Source organism: Paenibacillus sp. yr247 (genome assembly GCF_900103825.1).
In the GTDB taxonomy this organism is placed as follows: domain Bacteria; phylum Bacillota; class Bacilli; order Paenibacillales; family NBRC-103111; genus Paenibacillus_E.
On the sequence record NZ_FNIF01000011.1, the window covers coordinates 25,018 to 42,903 of the forward strand.

Sequence of the window (17,886 nt, forward strand, 5' to 3'; positions counted from 1 at the left end):
TATTTCGTTATGAGAACGGATTTTTACCTAGAAGAACGATTAGCGCCTCAATACATGCTGCAGTAGGCTGCGTCAGTATACGGTAAAGCTTCTTCATTTGATTCGGTTTCAACTGTTGGATGATGGGTCCCAGTTCTTTAGCTTCTTTCATTAATTGCTCTAGATGAAGCTGGATGGATGTCAGCTTATCTCTCACTTTATCATCGGGGGACACTTTGCTCCATTGTTGTAAATTTGCTTTGATTTCCTCTAAGGTATATTTCTCGTTCTTCATTGATTCAATACGTTTAAGTCGATTCAAGGTTTCATCACTATAAAGGCGGTAATTCGTATCTGATCTTTTCTCGGGTTCAATCAAGTTCAACTTGGTGTAGTAATCAATGGTTCGAGAACTGACATCGGCAAGTTTGGCTAGTTCTCCGATTTTATAAAGTTTCTCATTCCCCATAATAAGTTCACCTCTACTCCAATGTTATGTGCAATTTACTTCTGCTAATAATGATACCTGATTACAAACCGTACAGTCAAACGTGATACTTATAAAAGCTGACATTGGTTTAAGATAGAAATCGTAAGTTCTAATTGAACTATGAACGAAAACACGAATTATGCCTGTGGGATGTCAGGTTATTTTTCGTATTTTTCATTTATCTCGAGAAAATCCTATTGTCAAACCCATTTAACCTGTATATAATGACATTAAGAGTTTCATTACATGTTATTTAATCTAACATTAAAGGAAGTGGTCGTATGGTTAAGAAGTTGTTGTTAGCTTTCGGCGTTATGGCATTATTGTTCCCTACTCTCGCATTTGCAGCAGATGAAGCGACAGTACCCCAACTTCAAAGTGCAATCGATGCCGTTTGGGTTATGTTAGCAGCTATTTTGGTTATCTTCATGCAAGCTGGTTTCGCCTTATTAGAAGCAGGGTCAACTAGAATGAAAAATGCCGGTCACGTAGCCGGTAAAACAATCTTAACTTTCGGATTATGTGCCATTGCTTTCTGGGCTGTAGGCTTCGGTTTCGCCTTCGGTGACGGTAATGCATTCTTCGGAACTACAGGGTTCTTCGTTTCAGGCTTAGAAGATCAAGCTGCAGCGTCATTCGGATCTCTTTCTTTCTCTGATGTACCTATCGGAATTAAATTCTTGTTCCAATTAGCTTTCGCTGGTGTATCCTTAGCGATTGCATGGGGCGGATTTGCAGAAAGAGCGAAGCTTCCTGTTTACTTCATCTTCGGAATTTTATTTACAGTCGTAATTTATCCAATCGTTGCTCACTGGGTATGGGGCGGCGGCTGGTTGAGCAAGCTTGGTATGCAAGATTTCGCGGGTTCAACGGTTGTTCACCTACAAGGTGCAACAGCAGCGCTCGTAGCTACCATCTTGTTAAAACCTCGTATTGGCAAATATAATAAAGATAAAACGCCAAACTTGATTCCTGGTCACAACCAAGTGTTGTCTGTACTCGGTGTTATCATTCTTTGGATCGGTTGGTTCGGCTTCAACCCAGGTAGTACGCTAAGTGCAATGGGCGATGGCTTCTTTGGTTACATCGCATTGACAACGAATATGGCTGCTGCGGCAGGTGGAGTTGCGGCTCTAATTATTTCTTGGATGTACTTCGGCAAAGCAGATATTCCTAGTATGTTAAACGGTGTTCTTGCAGCGCTTGTTGCTATTACAGCAGCTTGTGCATTCGTAGACACTTGGGCTGCTCTCGTAATCGGTGCAGTAGCTGGAATTGTTACATTCTTCACAGCGCAATGGTTTGAAAGAGCAGGAATCGACGATCCAATCTATGCCTTTTCTGTTCACGGTATCGCTGGTATCTGGGGTACACTTTCCACTGGTTTGTTCGCTACACCTGAGCTTTCAGCGAAGGTTGGTGTCGGTGGTGCAGGATTGTTCTACGGCGGTGGATTGCATCAATTAGGAATTCAAGCGCTTGGCGTATTCGGGGCTTTGATCTTCGTACTTGTTCTTTCCTTCATCATCTTAGGAATTCTTAAAGCTACCGTAGGACTTCGTGTTACTGAAGAAGAAGAAATCATTGGTCTGGATTTGTCTGAACATGGTTCTTACGGATATCCAGAACAAATGAAAAAAGCAGCTCAAAGCGGCGTGTCCGTTTAATACCACATACACTTTCTACTACAGTAAAGGGGATGCAACATGAATCATCTCTCAATGGAACAGATCCTGGAGCGCATCTATCAATCGGAACAGTTCGATGAGATGCGAATAACCAGAGATCAGGTGCATGAGATGTTTCGGGAGCATCTCCTTTTCTCTCATTCACCTGAAATTGGGCGAAAAGTGAATAAAATACATGATGCCTTCATTTACAGGACGATTGAACTAGCTGAACATTTGTTGGAGGATGAGGGATTCGGGAAACCGCCCGTACCTTATGCATTTATATTGTTCGGCAGTGGAGGTAGAAGCGAACAAACGCTTTGGAGTGATCAAGATAATGGGCTCATTTATAAAGATAGTGAGGATTACACAAAAGAAGAATTAGATGCCTATTTTATTAAACTTGTAGAATGCATTCTTCATGGTCTGGATATCTTAGGCTATCCGCCTTGTGAAGGTAATGTGATCTCGAGCAATAAGCAATGGCGTAAGTCATTAACCACGTATGAAGAAATGCTGATGACATGGTTTAATGAGCCGGATTGGGAAAATATTCGTTATTTGCTAATCATGGCTGATATGCGCTGCATCTTCGGTTCTCAAGCTTTGGCAGATCAGCTCAAAAGTGAGTTCCTTGCCTATGTTCAGCAGCATCCGAGTATTTTGAACTTTATGTTATCCAATACCCTTCATCACAAAATATCATTGGGTGTATTTGGGCATTTGATTACAGAGAGATATGGGGAGGATGCAGGCGGCTTTGATGTTAAATATGGCGCCTATATTCCTATCGTGAATGGGATTCGGCTGCTTGCTATCCAAGCAGGTATCATGCACTCATCAACATCGGAGAGAATTAAGCAATTGAAGGAAAGCTCCTTTATTCCCGAACAATTAGCTAATGAATGGCTGGAGGCTTTTGCAGCAGCTCTTAAGCTTAGAGATTTGACTCCTTATCAGCTTGATGATGAGAAGTATTCGACTAGAGGCAGGCTGGGTGCTGATCAATTGACCAAAGAGGTCAAGCAAGAGTTAAAACAATGCTTACGCACTGGGATAGAATTACAAAAATATGTTCGAAAATCGATCTTTTCACGCATAGAGAAAGAAAAAGGTTAGATCAATCGGTATTCATGTTTCTTCGTGTAGGGAGAGGTGATTCGGAATGAAAGACATGCGTCCGGCTGGTCGTATGTGGCATTTGTACAAAATGGGAGGTCTCACACCGGCTATCACGTCGATGTTTGATGTACAAAGTGCTCAACAGATGGCTTTTATACGCTCCATGTTGAGAGAGCAGCGGAAGGATTCCTTGTTTGAGATACCGCTTCACTCGATGGAAATCGTTGTGTTTGATTTGGAAACGACGGGATTTTCTCCTTATAATGGTGATGAAATTATTTCATTCGGTGGTGTCTCTGTCATCGGTGGTGAGGTGCAGCATAATCAAACTTTCTATAGTATGGTGAATCCGAAGCGCAAGATTCCTGAAGAAATTGTTAATTTAACGGGCATAACGAACGAAATGGCCGCTGAGGCGCCTGATTTAATAGGAGTATTGAGTGATTTCTTAGAGTTTGTTCAACAGAAAATACTGGTTGCTCATGCAACTGGGCATGATAAAAACTTCTTGAATTCCGCCCTTTGGCGTACGTCCAAGGTGAGTTTATCTCATCGCGTTCTTGATACGATGATGATTGCCAAATGGTTAATGCCAAAGAGGAAAAACTTGAGCTTGGACTCACTGCTTCACGCCTATGATATTCCTATAACGAATCGTCACCATGCACTTGAGGATTCCTTGATGACTGCGCAGCTTTGGTCGAGATTCATGGAGGAAATAAAGTCGAGAGATGTAGATACCTTAGGCGATTTGTATGCCTTATTGAGCCATCACTGACCGATTACAAACGCAAGTTTGTGATAAGAGGTTGGAGTGGCTTTTTTTATTTGGTAAAGTTGTAGTTCAGGTTGCTCGGGATGCTGTAAAGATAAGATCCAATAGGTTGGGATCGAATGCCAAAGTGTTTGAAGATCCATGTTGGATGGAACTGGTGGAGCCGTTGGGTGCGTATGAAATAGGCCGATCACAGGATTTATGCTGTCCATAAGGAAAGGAATCATCTCTTCAGGGTCCAATTCGAAATGAATCCGCGGGTTTTTAGCGCAATTGCGCAAGGGGACAAAGGAACGGGCTTGGAGTATCCCGTGCTTTTCTGGGGATTGTCCGCCAAGTATGAAGCCGCACGCTTCTTCGGGTAGCTTTTGCAAGCTGTGGAGAACAAGATTAATATAGAGCTCCTCATTCAGATGTACGATCACCTTGACTTACACCTCGACATCAACAAAAATGCTAGAATGAGGTAAGTATATCACGCTTTTCCTTTCAGTTCCCCTTTGGGTTTTATGAAGAAGAATACGAGTGCAAGCATGAGAAGCGCCATTGAAGATACTGTGATGAATATCGTTTTGTGCGAAATGTTCATAAGCCATCCGAATAGGGGGGGGCCGAAAGCTACGCCAATGAAGCGGAGGCTGTTATATAATGATGTGATCATACCGCGCTGTTCGCGCTCTACAGAACCGGTAATCAGCGTGTTTAAGCAAGGGAGCAGAAGACCTGTTCCAATTCCGCTTAATGTAAGTAAACCAATGAAGATGTAGAGATTGGCATTTAAAAAAATCGCTAAGGCTAGCGATACCGTCATCAGGATAAGTCCGATGTTCATTAACCAGCGCATCAATGTTCCATTTTGTTTGATTTTGGCGCCAGTGGTATAGGAAGTAATGACCATGCCGAGAAGGGGGATGGCAAGAATAAGTCCCTTACGAACACCTTCGATGCTGTAAGGCTTTTCTTCTAATATTTGTGATAAATAAAAGAGAACGCCGAAAAGAATAAATAAGGTGATGGAGCCAGCGAAAAACGCAGGGATGAGCCAGCGACCTTTTTCCCGAAGAATGTCCCCAATTTGCTTCAAGTAAACTTTAAGAGGATCAGCTTTCTTATCTTTGGGTGGTTCTTTAATCAGGAAGATGACAGCAAGTAAAGCTAACAAGCAGAAGATGGGAAATGCGAAAAACGGTGCAAACCAAATCATTAGAGCTAATAAGGAACCTAATATCGGGCTTACGACTTTGCCGGATCCGTTAGAAGCCTCTATGAGCCCAAGTGCTTTGCTAGCATCCCCTCCCTTATATAAATCGCCAACAAGCGCCATCGCGATAGGGGCTGTACCGGCTGCTCCTAAGCCTTGTATAGCTCGTGCTATGATGAGTATAGGATAGGAATTCCAAACGGCACCAAGCCCTGCCAGAACTCCTGCAGAGCCGTATACGATAAGTGAAGGGATGATAACAGCTTTACGTGTAAAACGGTCAGATAAATAACCGGATACAGGAATGATAAGACCGGCTGTGATAGAGAATAAAGTGATAACAAGAGAGCTTTGGAACCTGGAGATGCCCATCTTTTCCTGCATGTCAGGTAAGATGGGGACTAGCATCGAATTACCTAGTACGAGGACCAAGGGAATCGTTGCGATTGCGATGTACTCCCAGATGTGGCCTTTATTTGCTTGCGCAGTTTTTTTCATGATGAAGTTCCTTTCCGTAGGAGTCGTATGTTTACTTTTCCCAATTATGGTCAAAGCATACTTTGCGCCTTCTTCGATGTTGGAATTTCTGGGGATTTGGAGATAATATAGACAGAGTGGAGGTGAATATGCTTTTGAAAAAGAACGTATTCGTGATCGTCTTGGTCGTTATTTTAGCTGGTATTGCTATTTATCAAAACGCCCAACGCGAGAATAAAGAGACGCTTATGCCTACTGAGCAAGCGCCCAAGGTAAATTTCTTGGCGCCCTCGTTTACATTAAAAGGGCTGGATGGGAAGGACTACACGATTGGCGGACCGCGTGAGAAGCCTCTTCTCGTCAATTTCTGGGCGTCTTGGTGTGGTCCTTGCGAGGAAGAAGCACCGGATTTGGTGGATGTGTATAACAAATATCAAGGGCAGTTTGATCTTTATGCGGTCAATGTGACGCCTGGAGATAAAATGGAGAATATCACGAAGTTTGTGGAAACGTATAAATATCCATTCCCTGTATTATTAGATAAGCAAGGAACGAACGCTGATACATATCGGGTAGTCGCCATTCCGACCAGCTTTCTGATTGATAGAAATGGCGTTATTCGCGAGGTCATCCATGTACTTTCGCCTAAAGAGTTGGACAAGAGAATTGCGGGTCTTATAAAAGGCTAACGAAAAAAGCTGCAAGATGGCCTAGGCGGCCTACTCCTTGCAGCTTTAGTTATTGGAAATTAATGATTGACTAGACCAAGTCGCTCTTTCTGATCTTTGTTCGATGGCTCTACGCGTTGTTTGCCAATAAGGGCATAACGTAAGCTATCGACGAGTGCATACCAACTGGCTTCGATGATGTTGCTGGACACGCCTAGTGTGTTCCATGTTGTATTGAAATCAGTCGATTCCATCAGCACACGAACTTTCCCGGCTGTTGCGCCTTTCTCATCGAGAACACGTACTTTATAGTCAGAGAGATGGACGTTCTTAATATCAGGGTAATATTGGATGAGCGCTTTACGTAATGCATTATCCAGTGCATTTACTGGACCGTTGCCTTCAGCCGCGGTGTAGATCGTCTCGCCATGAACCTTCACTTTAACGATGGCTTCGGAAACAACGGATTGATTCGCGGACTTCTCGACAAGCATTTTGAACGATTCCAAAGTGAAAATCTCTTCCAGACCTTCGAACGCTTCACGCAGCAAAAGTTCAAGTGTGGCATCGGCTCCTTCGAATTGGTAGCCTTGATGTTCAAGTTCTTTAATTTTCTCAATGACTTCTTTAGTTTTCTGATGTTCTCTATTAAAGTCTAGGTTCAGTTCTTGCGCTTTCACAAGCACATTGCTTTGACCCGCAAGCTCTGAGACAAGAACACGTTGTTTGTTGCCGACATCTTCTGGCTTGGTATGCTCATACGTACTAGCATCCTTAAGGATGGCCGAAACGTGAATGCCACCTTTGTGGGCAAATGCCGCGTTACCGACATAAGGCTGATTAATCGGCATATGCATGTTGGCGATCTCGCTAATGTATCTCGAAACTGGCGTCAATGATTTCAGCTGATCTACGGAAATAACATCATAGCCCAGCTTCAACTGAAGGTTAGGAATAATAGAGCTAAGGTTGGCGTTGCCGCAGCGTTCTCCGTAGCCATTGATGGTACCTTGGACTTGTCCTGCTCCAGCTTGAACAGCGGCAAGGCTGTTTGCTACACCCAGTTCGCAATCATTATGAGCATGAATACCTACTGGTGTAGTGATGTGCTGTTTTACAGTAGTAACAATGGAGGTGACTTCTCCGGGTAATGAGCCACCGTTGGTATCACAAAGGACAATCCAATTGGCCCCTGCATCCTGTGCTTTTTTGATCGTTTGCAGCGCATACTCCGGGTTATTCTTGTATCCGTCGAAGAAATGCTCAGCATCGTAGATGACTTCAAGTCCGCAGCTTTTTAAATAGAGGACGGAGTCATAAATCATGGCCAGATTTTCTTCCAATGTGGTTTGAATGGCTGTATGAACATGGAAGTCCCATGACTTACCGAAGATCGTTGCTACTTGAGCTCCTGACTCAACGAGTCTGTTCAGATTAATATCTTCTTCAGCTAAGGAATCTTTGCGCCGCGTGCTTCCGAAGGCTGTGATTTTCGCATTTGTGAACTTCATGTCGCGAACACGCTCAAAAAATTCAATATCTTTGCTGTTGCTGCCAGGCCATCCGCCTTCAATATAATGAACCCCGAGTTCATCGAGCTTGCGGGCGATTTTAATTTTATCCTCGACAGATAAGCTGATGCCTTCTCCTTGAGTTCCGTCTCGTAATGTGGTGTCGAAGATTTTGACTGATGTTGGCATGGGTTCCTCCTTCAAAAGCTAGCAAAGTGACTTCGTTGGTTGATGTTTAGGTTGGTGTGCTTGCTTTAAAGCGCTAATGTATAATTTTCAATTATACCATAATAGTATGGGTAAGGACATCATAACGCAAAAATACGTTTGCTTGATAGAATATTTTTTTGTATGCTGAAAATGGCTCTAATCTATAGTCTTTTGATCGTGGGAGGGAATGTGAATGGTGACGGTGGGGCATCATTATCCCAAGCAAGGTAGAGTCATTCTGCATATTGATATGAATGCGTTTTATTGCTCTGTACATGAGGCTGTAGAGCCAGATTTATATAAAGGAAAGCCTCTTGCTGTCGCGGGAAGTGTAGAACTTCGCAAAGGAATTATTGTTACTTCATCTTATGCGGCGCGTGCATTAGGGATCAAGACAGGCATGCAAGTTAGGCAAGCGATGAAATTATGTCCTGACTTAATTCTGATTCGGCCTGATTTCGAGCTGTATCGCAGTTTTTCTAGGCGCTTTATGCAGATAGCTTATAGTTATTCACCTATGGTGGAATCCATGTCAATTGATGAGTGCTTCGTTGATATAACAGGGTCCAAGCAGTTTGGAACCCCACTAGAGATAGCGAACAACATTCAGCAAAGGATTATGGACGAATTAAAGCTGCCTTGTTCGATTGGCGTTGCACCCAATAAGCTGCTCGCCAAGATGGGCTCAGATATGAAGAAGCCGAACGGGATTTTTGTTCTGCGTCTGCGAGATGTGCCTTCCGTATTATGGGACAAACCATGCAACTATTTATATGGCATAGGCAAAAAGACGGCGGAGAAGCTGACCAGGATCGGCATTCATACTTTAGGTCAATTGGCGGCCCAGGATGAGGCGCTCTTAAGTAAACATTTTGGCATCTTAGGTCCTCATTTGAAGCGTGCTGCTAACGGTATTGATCACTCATTGGTTAACCCAGAGCAAGAACAGAGTAAATCGATTGGTCATACTACGACACTGCCGCGGGATTACACCGATAGAAAAGAAATCCATCGTGTTTTCCTGAATCTTGCTGATCAAGTAGCGAGAAGACTTCGCAAGCAGGAATTGATGGCATCCACAATCCAAATCACGATTCGTGATCCTGAAATGAGGACAATCACACGATCTATTACCTTGCCGACGCCAACTGAACATATGGACGATATTTATAGAACCTCATGTCAGTTATATGATCATCAGTGGGAGGACGGCAACCCTGTTCGACTGTTAGGAATTACAGTGCAGAATCTAACAATGAAGGAAGAAACATTCGTTCAGTTGGATTTGTTCGACTATGAGAAACAACCCCGTAGAGAACATTTGAACCGCATTATGGACGGGCTTCGGGATAAGTTTGGGGAAAATGCGATTCTGACAGCAGGGATGATGAGCGATGATCCTTCCGCTTTTATTAGAAATCATAAGGCGAGAGGGACTTCCCTGCAAATGGACCATTTGCGGAACAATCCCCTTCATAAGGAAGAGGAGACGTGATGAAGGATGGCACATTGTATCGGATTTGCCGGTTATTCGGGGAGCGGTAAAACAACGCTAATAGCCAAGTTGGTTGTGGAAATGAAGCGGCGCGGCTATCAAATAGCTGTAATGAAACATGACGCGCATGGACATTATAAAGAAGCTGCAGACACGGATTCAACGATTTTTGTAGAGTCAGGCGCAGAAGCAGTTGTCACCTTATCTCCAAACGTGGTTCATGTGTATGAGAAAAAGCGAAACCCAAGCCTACGAGAACAGTTAGGTATTTATGCGCATCTTGACTATGTTTTTATTGAAGGATTTAAGAAGGAAAAGCATCCAAAGATAGCCATATTTCGTACAATAGAGCAGAGTGAAATTATTCAAGCTCTTGAGCCTGAACCGATTGCTGTTGCAACGGATATGGACTTCCATGCTCCTGCCTTACCTTCGCTCAATTTAAACGATATCGATGCAATTGCTAACTTTATCGAACAGTATTTTGAGGTTTATCAATTTTAAGGTTTGAACTTTGTCCGTTTTTATATTATATTTTACAATGAGGATAATTTGAGGAGGAGTAGAATCATGGCAAAGTATACATTTGTTGATAAAGATACTTGCATCGCTTGTGGCGCTTGCGGAGCTACAGCTCCAGACATCTATGATTACGATGATGAAGGTCTGGCTGAAGTGATTTTTGATGGGGACGGAAACAAAGGGGTAACTGAAATCCCTGAAGATCTATTTGACGATCTGCAGGATGCACAAGATGGCTGCCCAACAGATTCCATCAAAGTTGCGGATACGCCTTTTAACTAATCATAAACCGAGTTTTGTGGAGTCATTCCCAGAATGTCGGAAGAGCTCAGTTCCTGTAAAGGAATTGAGCTCTTTTTTTGCTGTTTATTGTATTAAATTGTAACAATTCATTGCCATTTATTACCCGTCATCTTACAATGAACCTAGTAATCATATGGGAGGATCTTATGAGTAGGAAGAAATGGATTCAAACATTGGCAGCAGGACTTGTGTTGATGTTGTTATCGACATATTTCTACACGGTGAACTCAAGTGGTTTGTTTTATTTTGTCGAGGGTCCCCTTCAAGATATTTTGCGTAAAGCTAAATCGGTTGATGAACGTCAGCCAGAGGATCGTATCAAAATTGTTAAAATTGATGAGAAATCTCTCAAAGAGATCGGAAAGTTCCCCTGGGATCGTACCAATTATGCACAATTGATTGAAAAGCTTGAGCAATCTGGCGCAGCAGCAATCGGTATAGACGTGGTCTTGGCCGAACCTTCGAAAAACCCCGCCGACGATAAAGATTTGGCCGATGTTTTAGCAAAATACCAGAATGTCATCATGCCTGTCCAAATCAACTATCCCTCCATACAAGAGCAAGCAGGCGATCTCATACCTGAGAAAGTCGACAACCCCACACCAACTTTAACAATCAGTAGGCAGCAAATGGCACATATTAATGTGTTTGTCGATAAGGATGGTAAGGCTCGGAAACTGCCTGTTGGGCTGCCGGATGAGAATGGAGTATACATACCTGCATTTAGTGTTGCGCTTGCTAATCTCGTCCTTGACGAAAAGGACAAGATAAAGCGAGATGAGGCAACTGGACAATGGAAGCGCGGCAATATCATACTGCCAACGAACGAAAGAAATCAAGTGACGACAGAATTTTTCACACTGCCTAGGCAGAAAGTAAATGCTACGACAGGCTATGAATTGCTCTCTTTCATTGATGTTATCAACAGTAAAAAACCTTTGCCTTTGCAAGGCAGTATTGTTCTTGTAGGACCGTTCGTTACTGCCATGCAGGATGAATATCCGACGCCGATCAGCTCTGTCAAAATGTTTGGGATCGAAATTCATGCCAATATGATTCAAACCTTGCTAGAAAGTAAGTTTTACAAAGATACAAGTAAGCCTGTTGGCGTTGGCATTATACTTCTGATATCTTTACTCGCTATCCTCTTATTTGAGAGATTTAGAGGGAAAACAGCACTTATTATTTTTCTGGGCATGTTCGTGATTTATGGTGGCATATGGTTAACTTTCTATATTGCTGGATCAACCTTTGCTCCCCTCGTATATCCACAATTTGCTTTAGTTACAATCTACATTTGGTCATTAGTGAACCACTACCTGGAAGAGCGTAAAGAACGCAATCGTGTAACAAGTATTTTCGGAAGGTTTGTTTCCAAAACGGTTGTGGACGAGCTGCTTCAGTCCGGTGAAGATGTTAAGCTTGGCGGAAGCCGTAAAGATATCTCACTTATTTTCGTAGATATTCGTGGGTTTACCCCAATGTCTGAACGACTTGAGCCGGAGCAAGTTATTCAAGTATTGAATGAATACCTGGATGTCTGTACAAAAGCTATTTTTAAATTTAATGGAACACTGGATAAATTCATTGGTGATGGCGTTATGGCGATGTTTGGCGCTCCGATTGCATATGAGAATCACTCCGAAATGGCCGTTCGCGCAGCTATTGAAATGAAGTCACAAGCCAACTTTCTTGAGCAGAAATTGATTGAGATGTATGGCATCGGGGTGAAGTTCGGGCTCGGCATCCATAGTGGACCTGCAGTTGTAGGAAATATTGGTTCTGAAAACCTAAGGCTGGACTATACGGCTATCGGGGATACCGTCAACTTGTCAGCTAGATTAGAAGCGAATGCGAAGCCAGGCCAAATTCTAATCAGTGAGCAGACCTATGCGAGGGTCAAAAACCTGTTCGAGATCGAATCTATTGGCGAAATTAAAATAAAAGGAAAAGAAAAGCCCATTGCGGTTTATGAAGTCATCGGAAATCTCTAACAAATGAATACTGGGGAGGAATTCAGTATGGGAATATCTAAGAAATCATTTGCTTCATTATTCTTAAGTTTTTGTTTAGGGTTTAGTTTGATATCAGCGCTGCTTGTTAAGCCTGTGGACGCAAAAACCGTTCGGGTAGCTGTTGTCACGTCTTTATCCGGTGATGTTACGATCAAAAAAGGCGGAGGCTCCAAATCATACGACGCTTATGAAGATATGAGTTTAAACCAAGGCGATACCGTTTATACGGGAGCTAGTTCATCCGTAACGCTTAATTTGAGCAATGGGGATTCGGACGTAACGTTAGGTGAAAATGCTGAGATTAACGTGTCTGATCTCAATACCTCTGATGGAAACAAAAAATCCAAACTTAAAGTTTGGGCTGGATCGTTGTGGGTCAAAGTGAAATCATTAGCAGGTTCTGATGATGAATTCGAAGTGGAGACGCCAACGGCTGTTATGGGTGTGCGTGGAACGCAGTTCTTCGTTACTGTAGATCCGAAAACAGGCGGTATTAAGATGGCGGTTGGAGCTGGAAAGGTCTCTGCATCAACTGTGACGAATGGCTCCGACTCTACTCAAAAGACTTCAATTACATACTTATATCCAACGCAGCAAATTTCTTTGGATTCCAGAGAAGAAACGAAAGATCTGTCTTTGAAAGTAGATTTCCTTCATTTAGATGATTTTATTAGGGATGCATCGCCAGATGTCATTAAAGAGATTATCAAAAACAAGGCGGATATTGATAAAGAAAATGATGAGTTTATTGCTAAGAAAAAGAAAGAAATTGCAGATGGTAAAGTCGTAGAAGATCAGACTTCATTAGTTGTGAAGAACCAAGCTGAGCTGGATAAAGTGCAACAAAACTTAGACAATTTGATCGGAAATATTGCTAAAAAAGCATTGGAAAATAACAAGATCGATAAATCTTCAATGGATAAATTGATCGAAGAAACGAACAAAAAAATTGTTGAACAAAATAAAAAATTAGATTTAGATAAAGTAAAAGTGCTAGATAAAACTGCGGGTATAGACCCGGAAAAAGAGAAGAAGAAGCAAGAGGAGCTTCGAAAGCTTGAAGCAGAGAAGCTAAAAAAGAAACTTGAAGTAGAAAAGAAGCAAGAAGAGCTCAAAAAACAACTTGCAGCTGCACTCAAAGCATTGGAAGAGCAAAGAACAAAGATCCTAGAAGCGACGAAAGCGGCAGCAGCAAAGGCGAAAGCAGAAGCTGAAGCAAAGTTGAAGGAGAGTCTTTCTGATGTAGAGAAGAAAGAATTCGATAAAGCGAAGAATGGGACGAAGACACCAGATCCAGTGCCGGGAACAGGTTCAGATTCAGGCTCAAGCGATCCAGTTCCGGCAGTTAGTTTGGTTGCTACCGCGGATCTAAATCCAAACAGACTTGGTTTTTTTAATTTGGATATTAAATTAAGTGATTTTGTTGGGGATCATGATATTTATGGCGTAGAAGTACATTTGCTTTATGATGATAATACCTTTTATAATGCTGCTCCGGTAATAAATGGGAATATTTTCAATTTCATCAACAGCGCTGATCATATTAAAGAATATAAGGGCTCCAATCAAAAAGAACTTGTCTATGCAGTGACCAACTTTGGAAGTACAACAAGGAATATTGCGGTTAGCGGTACTAAAAAACTTGTGACGATTCCAATGTATGGATATGGTTCTGAAACAATAGCAGTTGGCAAAATTGTCATTGTTCGTATGAATGGCTCTTCCGTTCAAAATATCGAAATACCTGTAAATAGTATATTACCAGCAATCATAAATACGAGGAGAAACGAATGAAACGCTTAAAACATATGTTAGTTGCATCCCTAGTGGCTGCGACCTTCTGGGGAGGTTCATCTGCATTGGCAGCAGGATTGTCTGCCGATGCGCTATTATCTAGCAATGGGCAAATCCTTGCGGATGTGTCGACCTTAGCGGGAATTGGTGATTTTGAAGATGAAAACGGTGATGCTCTTAGCGCGGCTTTCCGTGCTCCGGGCAGTGTTATTCAACTCCAGGATGGCAGTATCCTCGTCGCTGACACACGGAATCATCTGATTCGTAAAATTTCAGGAGGGAAGGTTACGACATTCGCAGGTCCAGAGGTTGTTGTGACAAAAAATAGCCAAGGTTTTCCGACTGGAGGACTTGTTGATGGAAAATCGTCAGAAGCCTTTTTCAATGAGCCAATAGGTTTAGCTATTGATGCCAAAGGAAACGTGTATGTGGCTGATTCGGCGAATAACGCAATCCGCAAAGTGGATACGAATGGACAAGTTTCCACACTAGCTGGAAATGGTGTCCCAGGCAATAAGGATGGAAAAGGTGCTGAGGCAAGCTTCAATCACCCGAGTGATGTTGCGGCCACAGCAGATGGCACCGTTTATGTCGCGGATTCACTCAATCATGTTATACGTAAAATCTCAGTAGATGGCAGTGTTTCTACCCTTAATGCGGCTTCTAATCGCGCAATCCAAATTCGTCCAGGTGAAGCTTCTTTCACTGGAGAATATCAAGATGGCAGCTTAGCTGCAGCGAAGTTCAATGAACCTGCAGGATTGGTTCTCGATAGCAAAGGTAATCTGTTTATTAGTGACACAGGCAACCAACGTATTCGTTATATTGACCTCCAGTCAGGAACAGTGACTACGGTTGCAGGATCGACTCCAGTTGTAAGCAATAATACGATTTATGATAAAAATGCGCTGTATGCAGGCGGAGACTTTGCAGATGGGGAGGCGCTTAAAGCGAAGTTTGACTTCCCTAAAGGACTTGCCGTAACTTCCGAAGGCGGGGTTTTAATTGCAGACAGCCTGAATCATGCTATCCGTTATCTGCTAGATGGAAAGTTATCAACGATTGCAGGAACGGTCACCACAGGCGAAACGGACGGTGTAGAGCAAGCGGCTCAGTTTTACAATCCTAACGACGTGCTTATGACGGCTCAAGGTAATATCGTGGTGGCGGATTCCTCTAACAACAAAATTCGTAAAGTCGCTCCTTATCAATTACCAGCAAATTTAGAAAACAATCAACAAGTAAAAGTTGTAAATGGCGATAAAGTGATTTCCTTTGATTCACAGCCTGAAATTCAGGATGGACGTACGATGGTTCCAGTTCGTGCAATAAGCGAAGCTTTTGGTTACGGAGTCAAATATGTCGAACAAGCTGGGAAATCCGTTGTACAACTCATCAAAGATGATGTTACGGTAGAGCTTACGATTGGTGAAACAGGCGTTGTGCGAAAAAAAGTCGGTCGAGATGACATTAAACAAGTGACGGATGTTTCTCCTTATGTGAAACAAGATCGCACGTATGTGCCGGTTCGTTTCTTCGCAGAGCAGATCGGGTTGGATGTTCAGTGGGATGCTGCCCATCACATAGCTATTTTACGAACGAAATCATATGTGAAGTAAAAAATGTGCAAAACGGGCTCGGCAGGGGAAACCTTTGTCCGAGCTCGTTTTTTTAACTTCAACTCATAGCAATATTTGCCGATAAATCAGTTAGAGCGCGCGAGTCACGAAGAAGCGATAGGAGGTTTCTAGGTTGAAAGAGAATAATCGCAATGATCAGTTGGAACGATTTTTCCAGCATAATCCGATCGAAGATCCTCTTTATCTCAAAAAATATGTTAAAGATCATCCTGATCATAAAATGGCGTGGTATTTGCTTGGCAGAGAATATGCAGCGCAAGGAAAAGAAGGCAAAGCGGCATACTGTTTTGCACAGTCTGGGGAGATCTATGAGGCATTTGAATGTCAGAAAATAACAATTGAAGGTCCACTGCCCTCATACCCTACTTCAATCTCAAAGAAAGACACAGAGCCTTCTTCTAAAAGGAAAACGAGCAGTATGGGGAAATGGTTGCCCTTAATGGTTATTCTGCTTCTGCTAGCAGTTCCTGCAGCAATGAATTTAGCGAATGAGGATATAAAAGGTTTTCCTACTGAGGTTGTCAAAACTAGTTCCCTTTCGATAGGCGCAACTCCGTCAGCGATTCCAGCGACTGAAAAGCAGGAAGTTCCTGCTGGAGCCAAGCTTTATTTCTCTGATGGGGACTGGAGTAAGAAGCTGCAACGAGTACTCACTTCTTCAGGAACAGGGGAGTCTGTTATCATGGAAGCTCCCAGAAGTGCTGACGGTAAATGGAGCGAGTGGAACAGATCGGTTAAGCCTCTCATTAGCGTAGAGACCCAAGTTGGAGGCGGAAGTACTGCAGCGCTTAAGTACTACCAGTCTCAGATATGCTCCTGTCAGGTTGCGGATAGCTCTGCACTTGTTCCGGTCATAGCCAACTGGATGAGCGAACGCGAGCAAGCTATTGTCTTACAAAGCACGATTCAGGCGTATCAACTGAAGACGGGATCGCTGCCAGAGAAACCAGAACAGCTTACGAAGCCTTACCCGGATAATCTCTTGCCAGGATTAGCACCTGAGATGCAGGAGGCGTTTCCTCAAGTTGTAAGTAAGTTTAATGAAAGTGCTAAAACTGGAAAAGCACAGGAGTCGGGACAAACGACGGATAAAAACGAGCAGTCGAAACAAACGCTCAAAGAACAAGCGATGCCTGCTAGTTCGCAGTCTAAGTCATCCCCTGATCCGCTGCGTGATCCCCTCAGAATTGTAATCGACACGGATCAGCATCGTTTGGCACTCGTTAGTGGTGAGTTTATAATCCGCAGCTATCTAGTTGGCCTAGGGGGCGAGAAAACGCCGCAGGGCGATTTCAAAATCAGTGAAAAGGTCAGGGATCCAAATGGTAAATCGAATGGAGAGTTCGGGAGCCGGGGGATGACCTTATCGGATACGCTATATGCTATTCATGGTACAAATAAGCCTTCCAGTATCGGGAAAGATGAATCTCATGGATGTGTTCGCATGCAGCAAGCTGACATTGAAGAACTCTATAATATGGTACCGCAAGAAACGAAAGTGACGATTGGTAAGGGGGTTTTACCTGCGGTTTCGGATGGTGGAAACGGCAATGAGGGAGGCAGCCCTGGAATCGGAGCTGGCAGGGGGAAGCCGGATCAGTCCTTTAGACTTCCCTTACAGACCAAAGATAGCAATCCCGGCAAGAAGTATAAATGGCTTGATTAACCATTTGGATTCATACACAAAAACCGTCTGAATTTGCTTCGGACGGTTTTTGTTTTAATGCGTTTACGGTTAGAAATTTACCCTTGACAAACATCTAGAAAGCGGTTACAATTCAGAACGTGATGATTTCAATCATTTCTGTCCTAGTCATTTGTTCAAAATGAGCAGTAACGTCATAGCAATGATGACAACAAGCAGAATGGATCCTGTCCAAATGATGGCTTTCTTATTTACTTCATCTTTGGCTCTGCGAGTGGCTGTTATCGGTTTGCGTTTGGACATAAGAATCACCTTTTTCTTAAGATTAAACGATATGATCTATCATATCACAAGTATGGGCGTTCATAG

Annotated in this window: 16 protein-coding genes; 11 read left to right on the top strand and 5 right to left on the bottom strand. The window is 43.0% G+C overall.

All coding sequences use genetic code 11. The features are described 5' to 3' along the window. Window positions 1–7 precede the first annotated feature (7 nt). Window positions 8–448 carry a MerR family transcriptional regulator gene (locus BLT91_RS18290; RefSeq protein ID WP_090823505.1) on the bottom strand — a complete coding sequence of 147 codons (441 nt, stop codon included), beginning with the start codon at window positions 446–448 and terminating at the stop codon, window positions 8–10. Window positions 449–750: 302 nt separating this feature from the next. On the opposite strand from BLT91_RS18290, the gene BLT91_RS18295 reads away from it, so the two are divergent. From BLT91_RS18295 to BLT91_RS18305, 3 genes are all read left to right on the top strand, one after another. Further along, complete coding sequence (locus BLT91_RS18295; RefSeq protein ID WP_090823507.1) at window positions 751–2,136, top strand: ammonium transporter; 1,386 nt, start codon at window positions 751–753, stop codon at window positions 2,134–2,136. Window positions 2,137–2,175: 39 nt separating this feature from the next. After that, a complete protein-coding gene (locus tag BLT91_RS18300; RefSeq protein ID WP_090823509.1) occupies window positions 2,176–3,258 on the top strand; it encodes a DUF294 nucleotidyltransferase-like domain-containing protein in 1,083 nt (360 codons plus the stop codon). A 91-nt stretch (window positions 3,259–3,349) separates the two neighbouring features. Next, the gene (locus BLT91_RS18305; RefSeq protein WP_368086826.1) at window positions 3,350–4,039 is read left to right on the top strand and encodes an exonuclease domain-containing protein; all 690 of its coding nucleotides are present in this window, start codon (window positions 3,350–3,352) and stop codon (window positions 4,037–4,039) included. Here the strand turns inward: BLT91_RS18305 and BLT91_RS18310 are convergent. Both BLT91_RS18310 and BLT91_RS18315 read right to left on the bottom strand, forming a co-directional pair. Next, on the bottom strand, window positions 4,033–4,461 hold the full coding sequence (locus tag BLT91_RS18310) for a M67 family metallopeptidase (RefSeq protein ID WP_090823513.1): 429 nt from the start codon (window positions 4,459–4,461) through the stop codon (window positions 4,033–4,035). The genes BLT91_RS18305 and BLT91_RS18310 overlap by 7 nt on opposite strands. Before the next feature lie 50 nt (window positions 4,462–4,511). Beyond that, the gene (locus BLT91_RS18315; protein ID WP_090823702.1) at window positions 4,512–5,735 is read right to left on the bottom strand and encodes an MFS transporter; all 1,224 of its coding nucleotides are present in this window, start codon (window positions 5,733–5,735) and stop codon (window positions 4,512–4,514) included. A gap of 134 nt (window positions 5,736–5,869) precedes the next feature. Between BLT91_RS18315 and BLT91_RS18320 the strand changes: the two genes are divergently transcribed. Continuing rightward, complete coding sequence (locus BLT91_RS18320; RefSeq protein WP_090823704.1) at window positions 5,870–6,403, top strand: TlpA disulfide reductase family protein; 534 nt, start codon at window positions 5,870–5,872, stop codon at window positions 6,401–6,403. A 59-nt stretch (window positions 6,404–6,462) separates the two neighbouring features. Here the strand turns inward: BLT91_RS18320 and cimA are convergent, their stop codons facing one another. Then, window positions 6,463–8,082, bottom strand: a complete 1,620-nt coding sequence (cimA, locus tag BLT91_RS18325; RefSeq protein WP_090823515.1) for a citramalate synthase — start codon at window positions 8,080–8,082, stop codon at window positions 6,463–6,465. A 214-nt stretch (window positions 8,083–8,296) separates the two neighbouring features. Between cimA and BLT91_RS18330 the strand changes: the two genes are divergently transcribed. The 7 genes from BLT91_RS18330 (at window position 8,297) to BLT91_RS18360 (ending at window position 17,538) form a co-directional block, all read left to right on the top strand. Further along, window positions 8,297–9,598 carry a DNA polymerase IV gene (locus tag BLT91_RS18330; RefSeq protein WP_090823517.1) on the top strand — a complete coding sequence of 434 codons (1,302 nt, stop codon included), beginning with the start codon at window positions 8,297–8,299 and terminating at the stop codon, window positions 9,596–9,598. A 6-nt stretch (window positions 9,599–9,604) separates the two neighbouring features. Then, window positions 9,605–10,102 carry a molybdopterin-guanine dinucleotide biosynthesis protein B gene (gene mobB / locus BLT91_RS18335; protein WP_090823518.1) on the top strand — a complete coding sequence of 166 codons (498 nt, stop codon included), beginning with the start codon at window positions 9,605–9,607 and terminating at the stop codon, window positions 10,100–10,102. Between the two features lie 66 nt (window positions 10,103–10,168). Next, window positions 10,169–10,402, top strand: a complete 234-nt coding sequence (locus tag BLT91_RS18340) for a ferredoxin (RefSeq protein WP_029193460.1) — start codon at window positions 10,169–10,171, stop codon at window positions 10,400–10,402. Between the two features lie 167 nt (window positions 10,403–10,569). Next, window positions 10,570–12,417, top strand: coding sequence for an adenylate/guanylate cyclase domain-containing protein (locus BLT91_RS18345; protein WP_175532382.1), 1,848 nt, complete (start codon window positions 10,570–10,572; stop codon window positions 12,415–12,417). A gap of 27 nt (window positions 12,418–12,444) precedes the next feature. Further along, on the top strand, window positions 12,445–14,232 hold the full coding sequence (locus BLT91_RS18350) for a FecR family protein (RefSeq protein ID WP_175532383.1): 1,788 nt from the start codon (window positions 12,445–12,447) through the stop codon (window positions 14,230–14,232). After that, entirely contained in the window at window positions 14,229–15,851 is a 1,623-nt protein-coding gene (locus tag BLT91_RS18355) for an NHL domain-containing protein (RefSeq protein WP_090823523.1), read from the top strand. Before BLT91_RS18350 ends, BLT91_RS18355 begins: the two co-directional genes overlap by 4 nt. Before the next feature lie 133 nt (window positions 15,852–15,984). Then, complete coding sequence (locus tag BLT91_RS18360) at window positions 15,985–17,538, top strand: L,D-transpeptidase family protein (protein WP_090823524.1); 1,554 nt, start codon at window positions 15,985–15,987, stop codon at window positions 17,536–17,538. Window positions 17,539–17,685: 147 nt separating this feature from the next. Here BLT91_RS18360 and BLT91_RS33575 read toward each other — a convergent pair whose 3' ends face one another. Next, on the bottom strand, window positions 17,686–17,820 hold the full coding sequence (locus tag BLT91_RS33575; protein WP_302847515.1) for a hypothetical protein: 135 nt from the start codon (window positions 17,818–17,820) through the stop codon (window positions 17,686–17,688). Between the last annotated feature and the right edge of the window lie 66 nt (window positions 17,821–17,886).